We start from the raw sequence: 20,511 nt of genomic DNA on the forward strand, positions 1-20,511 counted from the left end.
CGACCTCGTTTCCGAACTCGGCGCCGTGCTGTGGTCGGTCTTCTTCCTCGTGCCCGTCGGCCGGGGGCGGCTACTGGAGAACGTCACGCCCCAGCGCGCCGAGAGCATCCTCGAATGGCTCGACGAGATATCGGCGGACGCGCCCTTCGGCGTGAAGACGACCGAGGCGCCCCACTATCGTCGGGTGTCGCTCCAGCGGAACGGCGACCCGACCGCGGCACCCGCCAGCGATGCCATCGGCCGCCGCGGCGGCATCATCGCCGGCGACGGCTTCGCCTTCGTCTCGCATACGGGCGAAGTGTATCCCTCCGGGTTCCTGCCGAAACCCGCCGGCAACGTCCGCGGGGAGAGCATCGTCGACATCTATCAGGAGGCGCCGCTCTTCGAGCGGCTTCGGGACCGCGACGAACTGCAGGGGAAATGCGGGGCCTGCGAGTTCCGCCACGTCTGCGGCGGCAGTCGCTCCCGGGCCTACGCCGCGACGGGCGACCCCCTCGGAAGCGACCCGCTCTGTAGTTACGATCCCGAGGGATACGAACCGGCGGACGACGACATCGGAACGGCCGCCCGCACCGACGGCGGCCAGCGATAAACGCGATTCTCGACGGCCGTGCCGGCCGCCGCCCTTTAGTATGCGAACATCTTCGGGAGAGGGTATTTGTCGGCGGGGGCGCCGGGATATGATATGAGCAACCGCGTCGAGCGAGCCGTGCGGAACCGGGTCGACGTCGAGAATCGTGCACCGGCGAGCCGCGAGTGGGAAGTGTTCGTTCGCGAGGAGTTCGATTCCCCCCTCCAGCACGTCGGCAGCGTTCGGGCCCCGGACGACGATGCAGCCTACGAACTCGCGAGCAAGCTCTTCGCATGGTTCGCCGACGACCTGTGGATCTGTCCGGCCGATTCGGTGAGCCGCTATACCACCCACGACCTGGCCGACGATACGGAGACGAAGGAACCCCCGGCCGGCGACGAACCGCGGAACCGGGAGTGGTCCTGATGATCTCGGTCAGTACGCTGCTGTGTGACCACGCCGCAGGCGGCAACCGCCTCCGCTACGACGTCGACACCGGCGGGGCCGACCCCGTCTCGACGGAACCCCAGCGAAAGCCCGTCGTCGTCTGGAACACGACGAACCGCTGTAACCTGAAGTGCGTCCACTGCTATGCGGGCGCGAAATCGACGCCCGAACCCGACGAACTGTCGACCGCCGAGGCCAAACGCCTCCTCACGCAACTGGCCGACTACGGCGCCCCCGTCGTCCTCTTCTCCGGCGGCGAACCGCTGGTCCGCGAGGACCTCACCGAACTCGTCGCTCACGCCGCCGACTCGGGGATTCGGCCCGTGCTGTCGACCAACGGGACGCTCCTGACGGCCGAACGGGCGCGAGAACTGAAGGCGGCCGGCCTCGCCTACGCGGGCATCTCCGTCGACGGCCTCGCCGACCGCAACGACGAGTTCCGGGGTGTCGACGGCGCCTTCGAGGCCGCCGTCGAGGGCATCGAGACCTGTCTGGACGTCGGCCTGAAGACGGGGCTCCGCTACACCGTCACCGGCCAGAACGTCGAGGACCTGCCCGGCGTCGTCGACCTCCTGCGCGATATCGGCCTCGACCGTTTCTGCTTCTACCATCTCGCCTACAGCGGCCGCGGCGCCGACCTCAGCGACATCGACCTCACCGACGACCAGCGCCGGTCGGTCGTCCGCTACATCTGCGACCGGACCGTCTCGGCCCACGAGCGTGGCGACGACATGGAGACGCTGCTCGTCGGCAACTACGCCGACGCCGCATATCTCGTCGAGTACGCCCGCGAGGAGTTCGGCGAGGAGGCCGCCCAGCGGGTGTACAACCGTCTCGAACGCAACGGCGGGGACCCGGCCGGCGAGCGCGTCGCCGCCGTCGACTGTCTCGGCAACGTCCACCTCACGCAGTTCTGGCGCTCTTACAGCCTCGGCAACGTCCGGGACCGCCCCTTCGACGCCATCTGGGAGGACGAATCGAACCCACTGCTGTCGGCGCTTCGGGACCGCCCGGCGACGCTCGACGGCGAGTGTGCCGACTGCCAGTATAAGGAGGTCTGCCGCGGCGGTTCGCGGTTGCGCGCCCTCGCATCCGGCGAGGGCCTCTTCTCGCCCGACCCGACGTGCTATCTCACCGACGAGGAACGCGCTCGCGGGGCGCCGATGGAGACGCCCGCAGACTAGCCGCCTCGGAGCCCCTCGCCCTCTTTTAAGTACCACTCGATGAGGAAGACCAGTACCAGACCGATCTCCAGCGTCCAGAGGCTCTCACGTGAGAGAGATTCTAGCGAATATGTCTCCAACACGTAGATAGCCACGAACAGCAAGTTAAGTATCAACAACCCGATGTCGATGGCCTTGCCGATGGGTGTCCGGTGATCCAGCAGGTAGAACCGGACGGACTCTCGTGTGGTCGCGTCGGGTGGCAATGCCTCAGTCGTCATACCAAACCCTCCACAAGCGGGGAATGTAGGTTCTCGGGGCCATTGACCCCTCGTCAGGAGCTTCGAGCAGGATCCACACCCCGTCGTCGCGACGCTCGATGTCGGTTCCGAACGGCCTACTCAGTCGAAGCGGAAAGTTTGGCCTTGTTGAAACCCTTCCCAGGTGAGAGTTCTGGCTGTCGTGCTGAATACCGGGCAATTACTTATCGGTGCAGGCGACGTATCGTTCGTCATGCCTGAAGAAGTCCTGTTCAAATCAGAGAGTAATCAGACCCGAGAAGAAATCGCGTCCTATCTCCGCAGCGTCGCTGATAAACTCGAACAAGGGGATGCGGTCACACTCAAATCTGGGTCCGAGTCCGTGACGATGGAACCGCCAGCGCGTCCGACGTTCGAGGTCAAAGCCGAACGCGAGGGGCCAACGGACGGGTCCGGTAAATTGAGTATCGAGTTCGAACTCGAATGGAACGAAAACGGCCATCAAGAAGACGGCGAGAACGGCCAGTTAGAAATCGAGTAATCGTTGTCTTAGCAGCTGATTCACCGAATCAAGCGTGGAATCGAGCCCACGTGGATGGCTCTACGACGTTCCGGAAGCCGCCTGAACGACATCCCTTTTTAAGGCGCGGAGAGCCGCGCCTCGACGTCCGTCTCCTCCGATTGCAGCAGCGAGAGGCCGAGCAGCAGAAAGCCGACGGCGACCGAGCCGCTCTGGACGGTGACGCCGACCAGAAGCGGCGCGAGGCCCGACTGGTGCAGCAGGCCGCCGAGTAGCGTACCGAAGGTGATACAGGCGAGTCCGGCGGTCAGTGCTCGGAGCGACCGGGAGTCGGTGCGGCGGTAGGCGCGGAAGCCGAACCACGTGACGAGACTGCCGACGACGAGCGTCACCGTGTTCGCGCCGACGATGAGATACTGGAGGTTCATGACGACCACCTCCGTCGGGACGGGTGAGTCTTCGAGCGAGTCATACCCGAGTCTACTCCGAGCGCGTACTTCAACAGTGACGCGGCGTCTCACCGCGTGGGAGTGCCGAGACCGCCGGAAGAGCCGAACGCCGAGACGACGAAGACCGCGCGGTATCAGCGGCGTCGCCCGACCGTTTAAAAAACCGAGGGGCGTCTCACGCCGTGGGATGCTGATTCGCGCTTTATCCGGGTCCGACGGATAGGCCGGATTACGATGAGAGCAATCGACCGACGGACGTTCCTCGAACTCGCCGGGGCCGCGACACTCGCCCCCGCACTCGCCGGGTGTAGTAGCGGCGGCGAGGCCAACGAGGTAACCTACGACTTCGTCGACGAGGAACCCGATTACGCCGGCTGGTTCGACGACGTCTCGAACTACGAGGGGACCGTCGACCGGACCGGCGAAAGCGAGGTAACGGTGATGAACGGGACCGGGCCGCACGGCAAGCAGTTCGAGCCGCCCGCGATCCGGGTCGACGCCGGAACGACCGTCGTCTGGGAGTGGACCGGCGACGGCTCCCACAACGTCGCCGCCGAAGACGGTGCGTTCCGAAGCGACATCGTCCAGAGGAGCGGCTTCACCTTCGAGTACACCTTCGAGGAGCGGGGTATCTACAGATACGTCTGCGAACCACACCGGACGGTCGGGATGAAAGGCGCCGTCGCCGTGCGATAAGAACGGATCGAAACGGGACCGAAACGGAACAGTGCCGTCACCGCGGCAGGGACGTCACCGCGTCGACCGCAGTAGGGCAGTCTATCGTTCGATATCGAAGGTCGGGAGCGGCTCGAGTTCCTCGACCGGCGGGTCGTCGAGCCGTTCGCGGGCGATGACGCGTTTGTGCACCTCGTCGGCGCCGTCGATGATGCGGAACGGCCGGACGGACTCGTAGAAATCCGACAGCGGGAGGTCCTTTCCGATGCCGCTGCCGCCGCAGGCCTGAACGGCCGTGTCGACCGCGTCCTGGGCGACCTCGGCGGTGAAGACCTTCGCCATCGCCACCTCGGTGCGGGCCTGTTCGCCCGCCTCGATCTGGTCGGCGGCGTGGCGGACCATCGTTCGGGCGGCGTGCAGGCGGGTCGAGGCGTCCGCCAGCGCGAAGCGCTGGGCCTGCATCTCCGAGAGTTTCGACCCGAAGGCCTCCCGCTCGGAGAGGTACGCCGAGGCGACGTCGAGGGACCGGTCGGCCAGCCCCGAAAAGCGGAGACAGTGGGTCAACCGCGCCGGCCCGAGTCGCTGTTGGGCGATGCCGAAGCCGTCGCCCTCCGTGCCGAGCAGGTGTTCGTCGGGGACGCGAACGCCCTTGAACTTGACCTCGGCGTGGCTCTTGCCCGTCGGCCCCCCACCCATATGCGGGATGTTGCGAACCACCTCGACGCCGGGGGCTTCGGCGTCGACGAGGAACAACGAACTGCCCTCGTAGGGATGGGCGTCCGGGTCCGTCCGCGCGAGGACGATGAAGACGTCCGCCTCGACGCCCTGTGTGGTCCACCACTTGTGGGCGTCGATGACCCACTCGTCGCCGTCCTTCTCGGCGCGACTGCGCAGCATCTTGGGGTCCGAGCCGGCGCCGGGACTGGGTTCGGTCATCGCGAAGGCCGATTTCAGCTCGCCGTCGACGAGGGGTCCGAGGTACTGTTCCTTCTGGAGGTCCGAGCCGGCCAACTCCAGCAGATGCATGTTCCCCTCGTCGGGTGCGTCCACGCGGAGCGCGATGGGGCCCAGAAGCGACCGGCCCGCGGCCTCGAAGACCGGCAGCGCTTCGCGGAAACTCAATCCGAGGCCGCCGTACTCCTCGGATATCTGCGGCGCGTAGATGCCGTATTCGCGGGCCTCGTTTCGGAGTTCCCGGACGGTACCGGCCGAGACGGCGCCACCCGAGGCCATTGACTGCTCCTTGGGGACGACCACCTCGTCGATGAACTCGCGGGTCTTCTCGGCGACGGTACGCCCGGGCTCGGGGTCTTCGTATTCCATGGTGGGAGATTACCACACACACAAAGAACGGCCGCGGTGAATCTCACTGATTGGGACAGAGCCGAACGTATTCGGAGGAGAAGTGTAAGTGCGTCCGCCCCAACGGTTCGGTCATGCCGACGAAACGCCATCTCGCCGACCTCGAAACCGAACCGCACGCGGAGGTCTTCCCGGGCGAAGAGCCGAAGACCGTCCGCCTCTCGCTGGACGCTGGCGACCACGTCCCGAAGCACAGCCATCCCGGCCGCGAGATCGTCTGCTACGGCATCTCCGGCACCGCTGAACTCACGCTGGGTGAGTCGACACACAGCATCGAGGCCGGCGACATCGTCCGCTTCGACGGCGACCACGACATCTCGCCGCGCGCGATCACCGACGCGACGCTCCTCCTGGTGCTCGCCTCTCGCGATTGATCGAGGAGGCTCACAACGCCCCGTATCAGTCGACGTAGACACGCGTGACGTGGCCGCCGCAGCCGCACTGCTGGATGTACTCCCAGTCGACGCCATCGTCGTACTCCTCGGCCAGCGCGTCGTAGAGGAACGCCTCGGGATGGCCGAGGTCGCCGTGGGTGACGAGGTTGACGTGGTTGCCCGGCGCCGTGTGTTCGATGGCTACCACCCCATCACGAACCGCGAGTTCGGGGTCGTCGGTGTACTGCGGCTTTTCGAGGTTCGCGGACCACGAGTTGTCGTGGACGCGGTCGGTGACTGCCTCGGCGTCGTGGTCGTGGTCGTCGGTCGAACTCATATCCCCGGATACGGAACGCTCGGCGTTTAGTCTACGGTCGATTCCCAGCCGCTGGGATGCTATTCCGGGTGCGACTATTTGGTGTCGGAGACCGTAGTCTTCGTATGGAACACGTCGAGTACGTCTACACGGTCGGCATGACCGACGCCGAGGTCGATGAGTACCTCCGGACGGGCGAACACGGCGTTCTCGGCCTCGCGGACGCCGACGACGCCTACGCGGTGCCGCTGAGTTACCACTACGACGGCACGCGCTTCCTTCTACGGGTGAGCCACCACGACGAGGACAGCGACAAACGGCGATACATCGAAACGACCGACACCGCGACGTTCCTCTGTTTCGACGGGTCGACGAGCGACTCGTGGAGCATCCAGGTTCGCGGACCGATAGCACCGTGGGACGAGGACGTCGACGAAGCCACCCTCGATAGGTGGTTCCCGCCGTTCCGCCTGTTCGACGAGGCCGTCGACGAGGTCGAATTCACGCTCTACGAACTCCGGATGGAGTCGGTCGTCGGCCGTCGAACCGTCGAATAACGCCCGTCTCCCCGGTTCAGGGAGTCGCCCATCAGTCCCACTCGATGTGCGGATACGACTGCCGGTGGCCCGAACTGTTCCGTGCGACGACCTCGGCGACGGCGCTCCGGCGGCCGTCCTCACGTTGCTCGATTCGCTCGGAGTACTGGAGGATCGTCAGGTCAAGACACGCGTGCAACAGTTCGTTGGCGGCGAACCGATAGCGGTCACCCTTCGGGCCGCTCTCGACCGGTACGTCCGTCCGGAGGTGATGCTGGACGAACAGGACCCCGTCTGGGGCCAGTGCGTCCATGATATCCGGGAGGCGGTCGACGGCACGGTAGAAGCTGATCGTGATGAGGTCGTACGTCGCCGACGGGAACGCGTAGCTTCCGACGTCGGCCTGTATCCAGTCGATGCGGTCGGCGACGTCTCGGTCGCGTGCGTTCTCTCGTGCGAGACGCAGTCCCGGCCGCGACTGGTCGATGGCGTCAACGCGATAGCCTTCCGTCGCGAGGAAGACCGCGTTGCGTCCCGTTCCCGTCGCGATATCGAGTGCCCGACCGTCCAGACAGGCATCGAGATAGCGCCGCAACACCGGTGATGGCTCCAGGTCCGTTGGATACTCCCCGCATTCGAACCGTTCGTCCCATCTCGATATTCGGCTCATTCGACCCGCTCCATCGCTATCTCATCGGCGGTATCACCGGCGGCCGGCTCGGACTCACAGACCTGGAGCGCGGCGACCCACTTGACGCTCTCCCAGCAGTCCGCGCCGCTGTCGGTCGGGACGAACCGGGCCGGCCCGCCATGTGTCACCGGCAGCGGCTCCCCGTCGAGTCCGAACGCGAGCAACGCGTCGGCGGCGCGGGCCTGCGGGAACGAACACGCGTAGTCGCCGTCCATCGCGTGGACGAGGACGTACCCATCGTCGACGGTTGGGTCGGCACGGTCCAGAACGGAACTGACACGAACCCCCTGCCACGAGAGGTCCGCCGCGACCCAGCCTTCGACACACTCGAAGTCCTCGGTGACCGTCTCGACGGGAAACGACGCGAGTTCCTCGTGTTCGACGTAGAGCGGTTCCGCAACGGCACCGGTAACGCGGAGGGCCCGGTCGCTCGGGTCGACCTCGTCCGGAACGTCGTGAGTTGGAAGGTCGGACATGGGTTGATTCCTCGAGGGTCACTAGGTGGTCAGGGAAGTCGACTCTTTGGGCACACGAGTCGTCGGCGATGTCGGCGCTTCGCGAACGGCTCCGGCAGTCTCGTCGTACACACCAGTCATGTGTGACTGTGACCTACGCGACGGAAAGAACGTCACGGCGAACATGTTCTACCATGGATACGCGAGCGAGTTACTACTCGGCGGGACGCCCCCTACTACTCTTTGGCTGGCGAATCCCCCGCCGGCGTCGACGTTCGGCGTGGGTCGAGCGAGCCGACGAGGATCCGACCGAGCGAGTTCCCGAACACCGATGCCCTCCTCTTCGACGGCCTCGTAGACTTCCCGCTCGGCGTCGGTGAGGGCTTCAAGATCGTCGTTGCCCCCGAAATCCGCTCGCGACGACTGGGTCATGACCCCTCACCTCCTTCGGCTATTAAATACGAGACATAGCGTGGACCCGCGACTAACTGCTTGTCGGGCCACCTTTCTAGAGCCGACGAAGAAAAATCCAATTCGCCTGTTTCCGGACCGCTAAACCACCTGAAACGCGCACGGGTTGTGGCTCCGAACCACTTTCTTTCAGTATGGGCCCTGCCGGATTCGAACCAGCGACCACTCGGTTTCTCATTCCCACGGGGACGCCCCGTTATTACTGAGAATTATGAGCCGAGCGCTCTTACCACTGAGCTAAGGGCCCTTCCTTGTGCTCTACACTATCCATCCGCCCCTTATGAGTATGGCGGGACTCCGGCAGAAGAATCGGGCAACGAAATCATCGTGTCCGTGCTACGCCGCTACCACCCTTCCGGTATGACGTCTAGATGATGAAGCTTCTCCGACAGCTCGTCGCTGTCTTCGACGATAACGTATCGGAGTTCGTATTCGGTCGGTCTGTACACCCGTACGGATTCCACATGTTCGGAGACGGAAATGGACGTACACTCGCGAAACGGCGACGGTTGCGTCCTGTCGAGCCTGTTTCGACTTGAATCGGAGGTGTATGCAGGATGGTCGCCGACTAACGCTCCCGGTCGTTCTGCCCGGAGGCCAACACCCAAATCGCAGGCGACCGACCACCGTCACATGGACTTCCGCTTCGAGTACGCACCCGGCACGATTCGCTACGGTGAGGCGTGTGTCGACGCGCTCGCGGACGAGCTCGGCGCGCTCGGCGCCGAGCGCGCGCTGGTCGTGACCGGCCGAACCGTCGGCGCCTCGGAGGCCGTCATGGACCCCATCGAGGCAGGCCTAGGCGGGACGCACGTGGAGACGTTCGCTGAGACGACGCCCGACAAGCGACTCGGGACGGCCTTCGACGGCGCCGACCGGGTCGACGCTGTCGACGCCGACGCGCTCGTCGCGGTCGGCGGGGGGAGCAGTCTCGACATCGCGAAGATCGTGGCCGTCGTGGCGGCCTCCGAGCGGTCCGACGACGAGATTCGAGCCACCTTCGAGGAGACGGGGTCGGTTCCGGCACCGGACGGCGAACTGTTGCCCATCGTGGCCGTCCCGACGACGCTTGCGGGCGCGGACCTGTCGATGATCGGCGGCATCACCGCCCGCGACGGCGGCCTGATCCGCGGCGGCGTCTACGACCGGCGATTGATGCCCGACGCGCTGTTCTACGATCCCGAGTTGTTCCGGACGACGCCCCACGGCGTGCTGTGTGCCTCGGCGATGAACGGCTTCGACAAGGCCATCGAGACGCTGTACGCGGAGACGGCGACGCCGATCACCGACGGGACGGCAGTACGGGCGCTCGACCACCTCGGCGACGGCCTGCCGGCACTCGGTGAGGGCGACCGCGACGATGAGACGATGCACGACGTCGTCGTGGGGACGATCCTCGCCCAGTACGGCTGTTCGCGGCCCGACGGGCTGACGCTGTCGCTCATCCACGCTTTCGGCCACGGTATCGCGCGCGGCTACGACGTCCAGCAGGGCGACGCCCACGGCATCATCGCGCCACACGCCCTCCGGTATCTCTTCGAGGAGGTCGACGGCAACCGCGCGTTGCTGGCGGAAGGCCTCGGCGTCGAGGCAGACACGCCCGAGGGGTTGGCCGAGGGTATCGTCGAGTCGGTCATCGAGGTTCGGGACGCACTGGGGCTGTCGACGCAACTGCGGGAGATCGGCGACATGGGCGAGTCGGACCTGCCGGACGTCGCCGAGGACGTCCACGAGGACGGGCTGATGCCCTACTGTCCGGAGGGGTTGAATCCGACCGTCGACGAACTGGAAGGTGTGTTGCGGGACGCGTGGTGAATACCGTGCAGCGACCGCCGCGTGCGGCCAGCGAGTATACCTGCGACGAGCGAATATCTCGGGTATGCCGATGAGACGGCGGGACGTGCTCCGGGGCGCCGCGGCCGGGGTCGCCGGGGCGGGGCTTTCGGCCAGCCTCGCTGGCTGTACCGACATCCAGGAGTTCGCGGAGGAGACGGACCCGCGGGGCCACCCCCTCGCGGGCACCACAACCGTCGCCATCGTCGACCAGAGCGACAGCACCCACGACCTCGAAGCGCTCACCGACGAATCGCTCTCCTTCTGGACGGAGAACAGCCAGCAGTACGCCGGCTTCGAGGTGGAATTTCGGCGCGTCGGGGACGAGAGCAATCCTGATACCGACCCCGACGTCGAAATCGAGTTCCTGGACGACCGCGAGCAACTCGACGGGTGTCAGGAACACAGCACCGACAACATCCTCGGCTGTGCGCCGCTCATCCGGGAGAACAACCGCATCGACCGCCCCGTCGTCGCCGAAGTCGTCGCCACCGGCCGGCCCTCCGGCGAGGTCGAGATCACGACCAAACACGAACTCGGCCACCTGCTGGGGTTGGACCACGACGCCGAACCGGCCTACATCATGTCGAACCGAATCGAAGACCGCCTGCCGGAGTACGAAGCCCGCACCGAGGTACTCGATGCCTTCCGAGCGGGATGGGAGACCAGAAACGACGGGACGCAGGCCTACAACGAGGGCATCGGCTACTGGAACGACGAGGCCTACGAACAGGCCATCGACCCCTTCGAGCGGTCTCGCGACCACTACCGGTCGATCCGCGACCACGTCACGACGGCCGAGGACGCTGCGACCGCGTTCGAGGGGATGCAACGGCCGGAGACGGTCGACCGCGAGCGCCTCCAGCAGTACTTCGAGACGACGCACACGGTGGCCGACCTGTTGCTCGAGGCCGCCGAGAACATGCGGGCCGCGGCCGAGGCCATGACCGACGGCGACCGCAACAAAGCACGGGACCGACAGCAGGCCGCCACCGACGCGCTGGAGGAACTCGGCGATATCGACGACCCGACGCCGGCCGACGTCGGCCGGGCGCTCGGCCTGGTTCGGGAGGAACTCGACGAGGGCGGCGAGGAGCCGAGCGGCGGGTAGTCGGGCCCGAAGACCGCTCGATTCCGGCGTCGGCCGTCAGGGCCAGAGGCCCCGGGACTGATGGGCTTCAGCGAGTCGCGAGAGGGCGACGATGTAGGCGGCGTTCCGCCACGTCACATCCCGGGCTTCGTACTCCTCGCGGACGTCGTTCCACGCGTCGACCATCTCGGTTTCGAGTTCGTCGTTGACGCGTTCGAGCGACCACGGTCGGCGGTTGATGTCCTGGAGCCACTCGAAATACGAGACGGTGACGCCGCCCGCGTTCGCGAGGATGTCCGGAATGACGGGGATATCCCGTGCGGTGAAGATCTCGTCGGCGGTACTCGTCGCCGGGCCGTTGGCGCCCTCGATGATCATGTCGGCCTCGACGTCGTGGGCGTTCGATTCGGTGAGGACGTTGCCGACGGCGGCGGGGATCAACACGTCGGCGTCGAGTTCGAGCAACCCCTCGTTGGTGACGGTCTCGGGGGCGTCGTGGCGCATGACGGCCTCCGGTTCCTCGTGGTGTGACGGAATAGAGTAGGTATCGAGGCCGTTCGCGTCGTAGATACCGCCGTTGACGTCGCTGACGGCGACCACGTTCGCGCCCCAATCGTCGAGCAGGCGGGCGGCGTTGGACCCGACGCTGCCGTAGCCCTGAATCGCGACGTCCGTCTTTCTGAGGTCCCACCCGTAGTAGTCGACGGCCTCGCGGGTGATGATGGCGACGCTGCGGCCCGGGGCGGCCTCGCGGCCCTCGCTGCCGCCGATGACCGGCGGCTTGCCCGTCACGACGCCGGGGATGGTCTCGCCTTCCTGCATCGAGTAGGCGTCCATCAGCCACGCCATCGTCTGGGGGTCCGTCCCCATGTCCGGCGCCGGGATGTCCCGGTTCGGGCCGATGATGTCGCGGAGTTCCTCGGTGAAGCGACGGGTGAGCCGTTCCTTCTCGTCGGCCGAGAGGTCCTTCGGGTTGACGGCGATGCCGCCCTTCGCGCCGCCGAAGGGGAGGTCCATGACCGCACACTTCCAGGTCATCCACATCCCGAGGCCGACACACTCGTCGCGAGTGACCTCGGGGTGGTAGCGGAGTCCGCCCTTATAAGGGCCGCGGACACTGTCGTGTTGGGCGCGGTAGCCGGTGAACACCTCGACGTTCCCGTCGTCGCGTTCGATGGGGACGGTCACCTCCTGGACCTTCGCCGGGTGTTTGAGCCGCTCGACGACGTTCGGGTCGATATCGAGGTGCGCCGCGGCCTGCTGGAGCTGTCGACGAGCGGTCTCGACGGCCGATTCCGGCTCCGATTCCGAGTCCGGCCCTGCCGCTGCCGCGTTGTCGCTCTGAGAAGGCGGCGACATGTTATTCGATGGGTGTCTGCCGGTTCCGCATCGCACCACCGCATTCGGGGCAGGTTTCGGGGTTGCTCTCCGCGATAACGATGTTGCCACATTCGAAGCATTCGTAGGCGCTTTCCTCGCCGGGGATTTGCTCGATGTCTCTCATTGGATGTCACGAGCGCCCGCCGCCGTCCGGCAGCACTCGGTTAAGGTCTATCAGGTGTATAAGGTAAGGCGTAGCCGTTCAAGACCGAAGGGTCGTCGAAAGTGGGGGTTCGTTATCGAACCTACCCGGACGACGCGAGCGGCACGTCGTTTTCCTCGAACAGCGTGGCGAAGACCTTGCGCTGGACCGCCCGGATGTGCTGGTAGAACGCCGTCGGGGAGATACCGAGCGTCTCGGCGACGTCCTCGCCGGTTGACTCCCGTGGAGCCTCGAAGAACCCGCTATAATACGCCGTCTGGAGGACCTCGAGTTGTCGCTCGGTGAGCTCGTCGATGAACCGCGAGTAGAGGTTGCGGTCGGCAGTCCGGTCCAGCGTCTGCTTGCTCCGGAGTTCGACGCCGGCGAACGTCTCCCCGATCAGCCGCGTGATGTTCCGCACGTCGATGCGCTCGGGGATGTCGATAACGAGCGTCGTCTCGGTCGGCGAGGCCGTCGCTTCGCGGACGATGGCGCCGTGGTCGGCCAACTCCGAGGCGAGGAACGGCCGGGCGAGTCGCAACCGGAGGACGCCGCCGTCGGCGTCGGCGCTGATTCGCCGGGTCCCGTCGATACCGACCAGTTCCGACGCGGCTTCCTCGACGGCCGCTACGTCCGCCCCCTCGACGGTGACGAAGAGGTAGCTTCCCTCGGTCGTCCGCTGTAACACCCCCTGATAGGAGAGGGTACACTGGACGGTTTCGGCGAGTCGCGAGAGAACGAATGTCGGGTCGTCGATCTCGAACTCGACGCGGGTCATCGACGTCGTGAGCAACGCGTTGGTCCGCTCGATGGCGCTGAGGGCCGCGGCGATCGTCTCTCCGAGTTCGGCCAGCACGGCCCGCGCCGTCTCGTCGAAGGCGTCCCGGGAGTCCGCATAGACCGTCAAAACGCCGTAGGTAAGGTCGTTGTACACCAGCGGGAGGCTCAGAACCGACAGGAAATCCCGTGTGAGGGCGTCCGAGCGCCACGATTCGTCCCGGAGGCCGTCGGCGACGTTCGTCACCAGCGTCACTTCGCCCGTCGCCGCGGTTCGGCCGGCCGGTTCCGCCTCCGCCGGATCGACGGCGAAGGAGCGGCTGTCGAGATACCCCTGCTCGTCGCCGGCCCACGCCCCCGGTTCGAGCGTCTCCGTCGTCGGATCGACCGTCCCGATCCACGCGAAGCGGAACCGGTCGTCGTCGGTCAGCAACTCGCAGACGGCGTGGACGATCTCCTCGCGAGTTTCGGCCTGTACGACCGCCTGGTCGATCTCCCGAATCGTCTCGTTGATGCGGTTCAGCGCCGTGAGTTCCTCGTTTTTCCGCTGGAGCGTGAGGTCCTGCTCGCGGAGTCGCGACTCCCGTGCCACCCGGTCGAGGGCCGCCTCGGCGGTCGCCGCCAGCAGGTCGGCGAGTTCGCGCGTCACCTCGTCGAAGGCGCCGACCGCGTCGGACCCGGCGACGAAGACGCCGTGGTCCCCGAGCGGGATGAACGTCGTCCGTCTGAGCCGGGTCGCCCGGTTGTCGAGGCGGTCGGCCTCGTGGACGTCCTCGAAGAACAGCGACTCGTTCTCGACGAAACTCCGGCCGACGAGCGTCTCGCCGTCGGCGTGGACCGTCGGCAGCGGGCCGTGCAAGTCCGCCATCGCCGGCGAGTGGGCCGCGGCCGCCAGTTCGTTGTCGTCGGCATCGAACAGGTAGACCGCACTCGCCTCCAGATCGAGGACGCTGTGGGCGTCCTCGACGACCTGCTGGGCGATCTCGCTGTGCGTTTCGGCGTAGAGGAACGCCCGCGCGGTCTCCTGGAGGGTCGCCAGCGCCTCCTCCCGCTGTTTGCGTTTCGTGATGTCCCGACAGCTATACAGGAGCGTCCCGCCCTGAATCGAGACCTCCCGGACGTTGACCAGCAGGGTGTGCTCGCGGCCTGCCTTGTCCGTCGCCGTACATTCGATGTTCTTGAGGACGCCCTTCTCGGCGAGTTCCTCGCGGTCGAAGAGGTCCTCCCCGAGGAGTTCGTCGATGGTCCCCTGCCGTCTGATCTCCTCGGCGGTGTAGCCGAAAATGAAGTGGACGTTCGGGCAGATATAGGTGTACTCGCCGTCCTCGTCGGTGATGAGGACGGTGTCGGTCATGTTGTTGAGCGTGACCCGGTGGAGTTCCTCCGAGCGCCGGAGGTCCCGTTCGAGTTCGACCCGGTCGGTGATGTCGACGCCCTCGACGACGATGGAGACGAGCCGGCCGCGTTCGTTCTCGACCGGCCGAACCGAGAGGTCGATCACCCGCTGGTCGTCGACGTGTGGCGGCTGGGAGACGACGGCGTTCCTGAACGACCCATCGAGAGCCTTCTCGACCATCCGCCGCACGTCCCGTTGGATCGTCTCGGCGTGGGACCACCACGGAAGCGTCCAGAACGGCTCGCCGACGAGCGTGTCGACGTTCTCGTCGATCATCTCGCGGGCCGTCCGGTTCGCCCGGGCGAGCGCCCCCTCGGGGTCAAGCACCCATGTCGCCGTCCGCGTGTCGTCGAAGACCGCATCGAACTGCCGGGCCCGCTCCTGCCGGACCGAGGCCTCCCGAGCGGTTGCCATCGCGCGTTCGGTTCGTGCCAGTACCTCCTCGACCGCCGAATCGACCGGGTCGCCCATCACGACGTAATCGGTGGCACCGGCCCGGATGGCCTCGCTGGCAACCGATTCGTCCCCGGCATCGGTGGCGAGGACGACCGGCAACATCGTCGTCTCTTCCCGAACCGTATTTATAAGTTCGACGCCGGTCGTCGCCCCGAGTTCGTAGTCGGTGACGACACAGTCGACGGTGCCGCGGTCGACGGCTTCGAGGGCCTGTTCCGTCGTCTTGACCGTTCGGACGGACGCCCCGGTGGCTTCGGCCGCCTCGGCGAACGGGACAAGCCAGTCGGCCGTTCCGACGGCGAGGAGGCGTGCGGCATCGAGCGGAGAACCCCCGGACATCAGTCGACCGCTCCATTGGGGTGGGTCGAAGCCGAGATGCCGACGGGTGGCCGGCACGGCCGGCGCTGTCGCGAGATAGGGACGGAACCGAAGCCGGTACTCATGGATGGTTCATTATCAAACCCGCCGGCGATAAATGCGTTCGGCCGACGGCCGGGCCGCCACGGGGGAAACGGGACCGACGCCGAGGCTACGCTGGAAACACGGGAAACGAAGGAAGGTACGCCGCCGCCAGGTCTCGAACCTGGGACAACCTGGGTAACAACCAGGTGCTCTACCAACTGAGCTACGGCGGCACGACGCATCCGTGTATACTGCGATTCGACAAATAGGGCTTTCGCTTCCGCGCGGCATCGACACGCTTTACCACCCGACAGCGCAACGGCCGGTATGTCCTTCGAGTCGGTCCTCGCGGAGGTACGGGACCGCGTCGTCCCCGACGACAATGAACGCGAGCAACTGGAGGCGGTCGTCTCGGAGCTGACCGACCGCGCCGAGGCGGCCATCGAGGAGGTTCCCGTCGAGGCCGACACCCGGCTGGTCGGCTCGACCGCACGCGGGACGTGGCTTGCCGGCGACCGCGACGTCGACCTCTTCGTTCGCTTTCCGCCCGACCTCCCGCGGGAGGACCTCGAAGCATACGGACTGGAGATCGGCCACGCGGTCCTCCCCGAGGGCCACGAGGAGTACGCCGAACACCCCTACGTCAAGGGCGAATACCGCGGTTTCGACGTGGACTGTGTGCCCTGCTACGACGTCGCCGAGGCGACCGATATCCGGTCGGCGGTCGACCGGACGCCGTTCCACACGGAGTATTTGGAGGGTCAGATCGAGCCGCTGGCCGACGACGTACGGCTGGCGAAGGCGTTTCTGACGGCCATCGGCGCCTACGGCAGCGACCTGCGGACCAGGGGCTTCTCGGGCTTTCTGACCGAACTGCTCGTCCTCGAATACGGCGGCTTCCGCGCGTTCGTCGAAGCCGCCGCCGACTGGAACCCGCCCGTCGAGTTCGACCCCGCGGACCACGGCGCGAAATCGTTCGACGACCCGCTCGTCGTCATCGACCCGACCGACCCCGAGCGCAACGTAGCGGCGGTCTGTTCGGCCCGCAACGTCGCTCGCCTGATCCACTACGCCCGCGCGTTGCTCGATGAGCCACGGGTCGAACTCTTCGAGGCGAGCGAGCCGGGCCCGCTGTCGGCGGCGGCGGTCCGCGAGCACGTCGCCGAGCGGGAAACGGCGCCCGTCGCCCTCCGCTTTTCGGCGCCGGATATCGTCGAGGACCAACTCTACCCCCAGCTCGACAAGTCGCTGGCTGGCATCGAGGGGGCGCTGGAGCGGGCCGGGTTCGCGCCCCTTCGGAGCGCCCGATTCGCCGACGAGTCGGCCGTCCTGCTCGTGGAGTGTTCCGTTTCCGAACTGCCCGCCGTCGCCCGCCACGACGGCCCGCCGGTCGGCGTCCGGAGCCACGCCGAGGGCTTTCATGCGGCCTACGTGGACGACGACGAGGCCGTCGGCCCGTTCATCGACGAGGAGGGCCGCTACGTCGTCGAGCGACCGCGGGAAGAACGGACGCCCGCCGATCTGCTCGAATCGCGGCTCTTCGAGGTGTCGCTGGGACCGCACGTCGAATCGGCGCTGGCCGACGACTACGAGCTACTGGTCGGTGCGGAGCTGGGCGAACTCGCTACGGAGTTCGGCGTCGAGTTGGCGCGGTACTTCCAGCCGCGGCCCTGATCGGAGCCTCTTTATAAATCGTGGGCGTCGCGCGCGTCGTCGATAACCCGTTTGGATTTCGAGAGCACGTCCCCATCGGGCGTGATGGGTTCTCGGCCATCGAAGACCTCGTGGACCATGCCGACCGAATCCGCCAGTGGGTCGAGGCCGTAGCCGCCTTCGAGGACGAACGCCAACTCCGCATCGAGGTCGTCGCTTATTTCGCGGACCCGTCGGGTAAGATGGCCGTACCCCTCCGTCGAGACGCGCATCCGCGAGATGGGGTCGTGTTCGTGGGCATCGAAGCCCGCGCTGATGATGAGCAGGTCCGGGTCGAACCGCTCTAGTGCGGGCGCGAGCAGTTGGTCGACGGCGGCCGTGTACTCGTCGTCGCCGCTGCCGCCGGGAAGCGGGAGATTGAGGTTCGTCTTCCGCGCGTCGGGGCCGCCGGTCTCCAACACGTCGCCGGTCCCGGGGAAGAGACCCCGCTCGTGGATGGACATGTAGAAGAGTTCGGGACGTTCGTAGAAGAGGTCCTGCGTCCCGTTGCCGTGGTGGACGTCCCAGTCGAAGACCGCGACCCGGTCGACGTCGTCGTGTTCGAGGGCCTGCTGGGAGGCGACCGCGACGTTGTTGAAGAAGCAAAAGCCCATCGCCTCGTCGTACTCGGCGTGGTGGCCCGGCGGTCGGCCGATGGCGAAGGGCGTCTGTCGGCCGTCGGCGCCGCCGAGGGTCTCTTCGACGGCCCAACAGGCAAGGCCGGCCGACGCGCGGGCGGCGTCCCACGTCTCCTCGACGGCGACGGTGTCGGCGTCCCACGTCCCGCCGCCGTCGGCACAGAACTGCTCAACGTCGGCGATGTAGTCGGAGTCGTGGACGGCTTCGAGCGCCGAGCGGTCCGCGAGGCTGCCCTCCCGGTAGGCGACCCCGTGGCGCTTCGACAGCGCGCGGCGAATCGCCCGCAGTCGGTCCGCCGTCTCGGGATGCCGGGAACCGGTATCGTGCTCGAGACAAACCTCGCGGTAGCCAAACCTCATTCGAAGTACGGTTCGAGTTCGTAGTATGCCTCGATATCCTCCGCTTTGATGGTTCGCCGGTCGGCGTGGCGGGCCAGGATGGCTGCCGCCGCGGCGACGGTGTCCGCGTAGGATTCGAGTTCGCCCGCGAGCGCGATGCGGGCGTCCATCGAGACCCGATAGCGGTCATCGATATCGAGGCGAGCGATACGGTCGATCGGCGCGACCGGCAATTCCAGGAGGTCCTTGTCGACGACCGGAGCGTCGAAATCCTCGGCCATCAGCGTCTTACGGCCGTCCTCGGTGGCACGTTCGGCCGCGTCGGTGGCCAACTCGGCCCCGCGGTTCTGGATCCGACGGGCGAGCTCTTCCGCAGCCTCGGCACTGACGCGCAACTGCCCCGCGTTCCGACGGATTATCGTGTCCACCGGGGCGAACGGTAACTCGACGCTCATACCCAACACCCGGGCCGAATTCGCCTTAATCTTTGCGAGGCATCGGCATGCTTGCCGCCTGTTTGACTCAGTTGACACGAACGGCCGACCGTTCGGCCCGCGAGGGGCCAGTCAGGGAGCCTTTTGCCTGTACTGCCCGGCCTAAAGGGTGGTCGGCCCCAAGCGACAGTAACGAGGCTCTTATGCACGGAATCGAACTCACACCGGAACACCCGGTCGACCGCATCGGCCAGTTGGGCGAGGCCGCCGAAGCCGCCGGCTTCGACACCGTCTTCGCGTCCTGCCATTACAACAACCGCGACCCCTTCCTCGCGCTGGACCGGGTCGCCCGCCGAACCGACGACGTCCGGGTCGGCCCCGGCGTCGCCAACCCCTACGAGACCCACCCCGTCACGCTCGCCTCCCGCGTCGCCACGCTGGACGAGGCCTCCGGCGGCCGCGCCGTCTTCGGCATCGGTGCCGGCGACAAGTCCACGCTGAACAACCTCGGCTTCGACCACGACCGGCCACTGCGGCGCGTTCTGGAGACGTTCAAGGTCGCCGACGACCTCTTCGCGGGCGAGCGCGTCGACCACGACGGCACGTTCGTCGCCCGCGAGGCCGGCCTCAACTACGACGACGCGGTCGGCGAGATTCCGACCTACGTGGGCGCACAGGGGCCACACATGATCCGGATGGCCGCCAAACACGCCGACGGTGTCCTCCTGAACGGCTCCCACCCGCGGGATTTCGAGTGGGCCGCCGAACAGGTCCAGCAGGGCCTCGACGACCGACCGGACCACCGCGGCGAGTTCGATTTCGCCGCCTACGCCTCCGTGTCGGTCGCCGAGGACGCCGACGCCGCCCGCGCGGCCGCCCGCCCGCCAGTCGCCTTCATCGCCGGCGGTGCCGCCCCGCCCGTGTTGGACCGCCACGACATCGACCGCGAGCGCGCGTCGGAAATCGGCGACCACATCTCCGCCGGCGAGTTCGACGAGGCCTTCGGAGCCGTCACCGAGGACATGATAGACGCCTTCTGTATCGCCGGGACGCCGGAAACGGTCGAGGAAAAGATGCGGAACGTACTCGAATTCGCGGACAGTTTCGTCGCCGGGTCGCCGCTGGGACCCGACCTCGATGCGGCTATCGAGTTTGCTGGGGCGGCTCTGTACTCGGCAGCAGACGCCCGATAGACGACAGTACGGCACCGATAGTCAGCACGCCGAAGCCGCCGGCGGAGACGGCGACGAGAAGACCGCCGATGGCGATCAGGATCGCCGACAGGGGGTCGGCCGACGCGATCTCGATGAACTGCTCGATTATCCCGATCGTGTTCTCCCGGAGGCCGTCCTGGATCTCGACTTCTACCATACCAAACCCTTCGGGGCCTCCTACTTGTGTGTGTCCGTCTGCCGCGGGGCTTATGCCCTCCCGGCCACCAGTACCCCCCATGCGCGACCGTTCGCTCGACGAGTTCGCCAGCGACACTGCAACGGCGGTCGACGAGCGTGACGATAGTGACGATGCGGCCGAGGCCGCCGACACCGACAGCGACGCCGACGCCGACACACCGAGTCCCGAGCCGGCGCTGTCGACCTACGAGTGGACCCCCGAGGGCGTCGCCTGCGACGAGTGCGGCACC

General features: G+C 66.5%; 24 protein-coding genes, 2 tRNA genes and 1 pseudogene. 12 read left to right on the top strand and 15 right to left on the bottom strand.

The window, feature by feature from the left end:
• The 3 genes and pseudogenes from V5A53_RS04750 to V5A53_RS04760 form a co-directional block, all read left to right on the top strand.
• A pseudogene (locus V5A53_RS04750) lies at window positions 1-592 on the top strand (SPASM domain-containing protein); the annotation flags it as partial.
• Between the two features lie 93 nt (window positions 593-685).
• On the top strand, window positions 686-997 hold the full coding sequence (locus V5A53_RS04755; protein ID WP_332312431.1) for an Htur_1727 family rSAM-partnered candidate RiPP: 312 nt from the start codon (window positions 686-688) through the stop codon (window positions 995-997).
• Complete coding sequence (locus V5A53_RS04760; protein WP_332312432.1) at window positions 997-2,202, top strand: TIGR04347 family pseudo-SAM/SPASM protein; 1,206 nt, start codon at window positions 997-999, stop codon at window positions 2,200-2,202. The genes V5A53_RS04755 and V5A53_RS04760 overlap by 1 nt, the downstream gene beginning before the upstream one ends.
• Here V5A53_RS04760 and V5A53_RS04765 read toward each other — a convergent pair.
• On the bottom strand, window positions 2,199-2,462 hold the full coding sequence (locus V5A53_RS04765) for a hypothetical protein (RefSeq protein WP_332312433.1): 264 nt from the start codon (window positions 2,460-2,462) through the stop codon (window positions 2,199-2,201). The genes V5A53_RS04760 and V5A53_RS04765 overlap by 4 nt on opposite strands.
• 232 nt (window positions 2,463-2,694) lie before the next feature.
• On the opposite strand from V5A53_RS04765, the gene V5A53_RS04770 reads away from it, so the two are divergent.
• Entirely contained in the window at window positions 2,695-2,982 is a 288-nt protein-coding gene (locus V5A53_RS04770; RefSeq protein WP_332312434.1) for an amphi-Trp domain-containing protein, read from the top strand.
• Window positions 2,983-3,080: 98 nt separating this feature from the next.
• Here the strand turns inward: V5A53_RS04770 and V5A53_RS04775 are convergent, their stop codons facing one another.
• Window positions 3,081-3,389: a DUF7521 family protein gene (locus V5A53_RS04775; RefSeq protein WP_332312435.1), complete on the bottom strand. Its 309-nt coding sequence runs from the start codon at window positions 3,387-3,389 to the stop codon at window positions 3,081-3,083.
• Between the two features lie 255 nt (window positions 3,390-3,644).
• Here V5A53_RS04775 and V5A53_RS04780 point away from each other — a divergent pair, with 255 nt between their 5' ends.
• On the top strand, window positions 3,645-4,106 hold the full coding sequence (locus tag V5A53_RS04780; RefSeq protein ID WP_332312436.1) for a halocyanin domain-containing protein: 462 nt from the start codon (window positions 3,645-3,647) through the stop codon (window positions 4,104-4,106).
• Window positions 4,107-4,187: 81 nt separating this feature from the next.
• On the opposite strand, the gene V5A53_RS04785 is transcribed toward V5A53_RS04780, so the two are convergent.
• Complete coding sequence (locus V5A53_RS04785; protein ID WP_332312437.1) at window positions 4,188-5,408, bottom strand: acyl-CoA dehydrogenase family protein; 1,221 nt, start codon at window positions 5,406-5,408, stop codon at window positions 4,188-4,190.
• A gap of 113 nt (window positions 5,409-5,521) precedes the next feature.
• Here V5A53_RS04785 and V5A53_RS04790 point away from each other — a divergent pair, with 113 nt between their 5' ends.
• Window positions 5,522-5,821, top strand: a complete 300-nt coding sequence (locus V5A53_RS04790) for a cupin domain-containing protein (protein ID WP_332312438.1) — start codon at window positions 5,522-5,524, stop codon at window positions 5,819-5,821.
• 25 nt (window positions 5,822-5,846) lie between these two features.
• Here the strand turns inward: V5A53_RS04790 and V5A53_RS04795 are convergent, their stop codons facing one another.
• A complete protein-coding gene (locus V5A53_RS04795; RefSeq protein ID WP_332312439.1) occupies window positions 5,847-6,158 on the bottom strand; it encodes a CGCGG family putative rSAM-modified RiPP protein in 312 nt (103 codons plus the stop codon).
• A 104-nt stretch (window positions 6,159-6,262) separates the two neighbouring features.
• Here V5A53_RS04795 and V5A53_RS04800 point away from each other — a divergent pair, with 104 nt between their 5' ends.
• A complete protein-coding gene (locus V5A53_RS04800) occupies window positions 6,263-6,694 on the top strand; it encodes a pyridoxamine 5'-phosphate oxidase family protein (protein ID WP_332312440.1) in 432 nt (143 codons plus the stop codon).
• Window positions 6,695-6,725: 31 nt separating this feature from the next.
• Here the strand turns inward: V5A53_RS04800 and V5A53_RS04805 are convergent, their stop codons facing one another.
• From V5A53_RS04805 to V5A53_RS04820, 4 genes are all read right to left on the bottom strand, one after another.
• On the bottom strand, window positions 6,726-7,343 hold the full coding sequence (locus V5A53_RS04805) for a class I SAM-dependent methyltransferase (RefSeq protein WP_442928643.1): 618 nt from the start codon (window positions 7,341-7,343) through the stop codon (window positions 6,726-6,728).
• The gene (locus V5A53_RS04810) at window positions 7,340-7,840 is read right to left on the bottom strand and encodes a molybdopterin-dependent oxidoreductase (protein ID WP_332312441.1); all 501 of its coding nucleotides are present in this window, start codon (window positions 7,838-7,840) and stop codon (window positions 7,340-7,342) included. Before V5A53_RS04810 ends, V5A53_RS04805 begins: the two co-directional genes overlap by 4 nt.
• A gap of 168 nt (window positions 7,841-8,008) precedes the next feature.
• Window positions 8,009-8,251 (bottom strand): hypothetical protein, encoded by a 243-nt coding sequence (locus tag V5A53_RS04815; RefSeq protein ID WP_332312442.1) that lies wholly within the window; start codon window positions 8,249-8,251, stop codon window positions 8,009-8,011.
• A gap of 174 nt (window positions 8,252-8,425) precedes the next feature.
• Window positions 8,426-8,537, bottom strand: a tRNA-Ile gene (locus tag V5A53_RS04820).
• 386 nt (window positions 8,538-8,923) lie between these two features.
• Here V5A53_RS04820 and V5A53_RS04825 point away from each other — a divergent pair.
• Both V5A53_RS04825 and V5A53_RS04830 read left to right on the top strand, forming a co-directional pair.
• Window positions 8,924-10,105: an iron-containing alcohol dehydrogenase family protein gene (locus V5A53_RS04825; RefSeq protein ID WP_332312443.1), complete on the top strand. Its 1,182-nt coding sequence runs from the start codon at window positions 8,924-8,926 to the stop codon at window positions 10,103-10,105.
• Between the two features lie 64 nt (window positions 10,106-10,169).
• A complete protein-coding gene (locus V5A53_RS04830; RefSeq protein ID WP_332312444.1) occupies window positions 10,170-11,234 on the top strand; it encodes a matrixin family metalloprotease in 1,065 nt (354 codons plus the stop codon).
• 36 nt (window positions 11,235-11,270) lie between these two features.
• Here the strand turns inward: V5A53_RS04830 and gdhB are convergent, their stop codons facing one another.
• The 4 genes from gdhB to V5A53_RS04850 all read right to left on the bottom strand — a co-directional run bounded on the left by gdhB (window position 11,271) and on the right by V5A53_RS04850 (window position 15,999).
• Entirely contained in the window at window positions 11,271-12,572 is a 1,302-nt protein-coding gene (gene gdhB / locus V5A53_RS04835; RefSeq protein ID WP_332312445.1) for a glutamate dehydrogenase GdhB, read from the bottom strand.
• A gap of 1 nt (window position 12,573) precedes the next feature.
• Window positions 12,574-12,717: a rubrerythrin-like domain-containing protein gene (locus tag V5A53_RS04840; protein WP_332312446.1), complete on the bottom strand. Its 144-nt coding sequence runs from the start codon at window positions 12,715-12,717 to the stop codon at window positions 12,574-12,576.
• 121 nt (window positions 12,718-12,838) lie between these two features.
• The gene (locus V5A53_RS04845; RefSeq protein ID WP_332312447.1) at window positions 12,839-15,703 is read right to left on the bottom strand and encodes a bacterio-opsin activator domain-containing protein; all 2,865 of its coding nucleotides are present in this window, start codon (window positions 15,701-15,703) and stop codon (window positions 12,839-12,841) included.
• A gap of 223 nt (window positions 15,704-15,926) precedes the next feature.
• Window positions 15,927-15,999, bottom strand: a tRNA-Asn gene (locus V5A53_RS04850).
• 94 nt (window positions 16,000-16,093) lie between these two features.
• On the opposite strand from V5A53_RS04850, the gene cca reads away from it, so the two are divergent.
• Entirely contained in the window at window positions 16,094-17,440 is a 1,347-nt protein-coding gene (gene cca, locus V5A53_RS04855; RefSeq protein WP_332312448.1) for a CCA tRNA nucleotidyltransferase, read from the top strand.
• Window positions 17,441-17,451: 11 nt separating this feature from the next.
• On the opposite strand, the gene V5A53_RS04860 is transcribed toward cca, so the two are convergent.
• Together V5A53_RS04860 and V5A53_RS04865 are read right to left on the bottom strand one after the other, a co-directional pair.
• Window positions 17,452-18,456, bottom strand: a complete 1,005-nt coding sequence (locus V5A53_RS04860; RefSeq protein ID WP_332312449.1) for a histone deacetylase family protein — start codon at window positions 18,454-18,456, stop codon at window positions 17,452-17,454.
• The gene (locus tag V5A53_RS04865) at window positions 18,453-18,890 is read right to left on the bottom strand and encodes a histone (RefSeq protein WP_332312450.1); all 438 of its coding nucleotides are present in this window, start codon (window positions 18,888-18,890) and stop codon (window positions 18,453-18,455) included. Before V5A53_RS04865 ends, V5A53_RS04860 begins: the two co-directional genes overlap by 4 nt.
• A gap of 182 nt (window positions 18,891-19,072) precedes the next feature.
• Here V5A53_RS04865 and V5A53_RS04870 point away from each other — a divergent pair, with 182 nt between their 5' ends.
• Window positions 19,073-20,062, top strand: coding sequence for a 5,10-methylenetetrahydromethanopterin reductase (locus tag V5A53_RS04870; RefSeq protein WP_332312451.1), 990 nt, complete (start codon window positions 19,073-19,075; stop codon window positions 20,060-20,062).
• On the opposite strand, the gene V5A53_RS04875 is transcribed toward V5A53_RS04870, so the two are convergent.
• Window positions 20,013-20,240, bottom strand: coding sequence for a hypothetical protein (locus V5A53_RS04875; RefSeq protein ID WP_332312452.1), 228 nt, complete (start codon window positions 20,238-20,240; stop codon window positions 20,013-20,015). The two genes, V5A53_RS04870 and V5A53_RS04875, sit on opposite strands and share 50 nt — an antisense overlap.
• A gap of 79 nt (window positions 20,241-20,319) precedes the next feature.
• Here V5A53_RS04875 and V5A53_RS04880 point away from each other — a divergent pair.
• Window positions 20,320-20,511 (top strand): hypothetical protein (locus V5A53_RS04880; protein ID WP_332312453.1); only part of this gene is annotated, 192 nt, incomplete at its 3' end.

This window comes from Natronomonas sp. (assembly GCF_036625485.1).
GTDB lineage: Archaea > Halobacteriota > Halobacteria > Halobacteriales > Haloarculaceae > Natronomonas.

Excerpts from the sequence above, each read along its gene's own strand:
- V5A53_RS04810 (WP_332312441.1), bottom strand. The coding sequence starts at position 7,840 with ATGTCCGACCTTCCAACTCACGACGTTCCGGACGAGGTCGACCCGAGC.
- V5A53_RS04805 (WP_442928643.1), bottom strand. The coding sequence starts at position 7,343 with ATGAGCCGAATATCGAGATGGGACGAACGGTTCGAATGCGGGGAGTAT.
- V5A53_RS04860 (WP_332312449.1), bottom strand. The coding sequence starts at position 18,456 with ATGAGGTTTGGCTACCGCGAGGTTTGTCTCGAGCACGATACCGGTTCC.
- V5A53_RS04795 (WP_332312439.1), bottom strand. The coding sequence starts at position 6,158 with ATGAGTTCGACCGACGACCACGACCACGACGCCGAGGCAGTCACCGAC.
- V5A53_RS04755 (WP_332312431.1), top strand. The coding sequence starts at position 686 with ATGAGCAACCGCGTCGAGCGAGCCGTGCGGAACCGGGTCGACGTCGAG.
- cca (WP_332312448.1), top strand. The coding sequence starts at position 16,094 with ATGTCCTTCGAGTCGGTCCTCGCGGAGGTACGGGACCGCGTCGTCCCC.
- V5A53_RS04800 (WP_332312440.1), top strand. The coding sequence starts at position 6,263 with ATGGAACACGTCGAGTACGTCTACACGGTCGGCATGACCGACGCCGAG.
- V5A53_RS04785 (WP_332312437.1), bottom strand. The coding sequence starts at position 5,408 with ATGGAATACGAAGACCCCGAGCCCGGGCGTACCGTCGCCGAGAAGACC.
- V5A53_RS04770 (WP_332312434.1), top strand. The coding sequence starts at position 2,695 with ATGCCTGAAGAAGTCCTGTTCAAATCAGAGAGTAATCAGACCCGAGAA.
- V5A53_RS04840 (WP_332312446.1), bottom strand. The coding sequence starts at position 12,717 with ATGAGAGACATCGAGCAAATCCCCGGCGAGGAAAGCGCCTACGAATGC.
- V5A53_RS04790 (WP_332312438.1), top strand. The coding sequence starts at position 5,522 with ATGCCGACGAAACGCCATCTCGCCGACCTCGAAACCGAACCGCACGCG.
- V5A53_RS04830 (WP_332312444.1), top strand. The coding sequence starts at position 10,170 with ATGCCGATGAGACGGCGGGACGTGCTCCGGGGCGCCGCGGCCGGGGTC.
- gdhB (WP_332312445.1), bottom strand. The coding sequence starts at position 12,572 with ATGTCGCCGCCTTCTCAGAGCGACAACGCGGCAGCGGCAGGGCCGGAC.
- V5A53_RS04775 (WP_332312435.1), bottom strand. The coding sequence starts at position 3,389 with ATGAACCTCCAGTATCTCATCGTCGGCGCGAACACGGTGACGCTCGTC.
- V5A53_RS04815 (WP_332312442.1), bottom strand. The coding sequence starts at position 8,251 with ATGACCCAGTCGTCGCGAGCGGATTTCGGGGGCAACGACGATCTTGAA.
- V5A53_RS04875 (WP_332312452.1), bottom strand. The coding sequence starts at position 20,240 with ATGGTAGAAGTCGAGATCCAGGACGGCCTCCGGGAGAACACGATCGGG.
- V5A53_RS04780 (WP_332312436.1), top strand. The coding sequence starts at position 3,645 with ATGAGAGCAATCGACCGACGGACGTTCCTCGAACTCGCCGGGGCCGCG.
- V5A53_RS04825 (WP_332312443.1), top strand. The coding sequence starts at position 8,924 with ATGGACTTCCGCTTCGAGTACGCACCCGGCACGATTCGCTACGGTGAG.
- V5A53_RS04765 (WP_332312433.1), bottom strand. The coding sequence starts at position 2,462 with ATGACGACTGAGGCATTGCCACCCGACGCGACCACACGAGAGTCCGTC.
- V5A53_RS04865 (WP_332312450.1), bottom strand. The coding sequence starts at position 18,890 with ATGAGCGTCGAGTTACCGTTCGCCCCGGTGGACACGATAATCCGTCGG.
- V5A53_RS04870 (WP_332312451.1), top strand. The coding sequence starts at position 19,073 with ATGCACGGAATCGAACTCACACCGGAACACCCGGTCGACCGCATCGGC.
- V5A53_RS04760 (WP_332312432.1), top strand. The coding sequence starts at position 997 with ATGATCTCGGTCAGTACGCTGCTGTGTGACCACGCCGCAGGCGGCAAC.
- V5A53_RS04845 (WP_332312447.1), bottom strand. The coding sequence starts at position 15,703 with ATGTCCGGGGGTTCTCCGCTCGATGCCGCACGCCTCCTCGCCGTCGGA.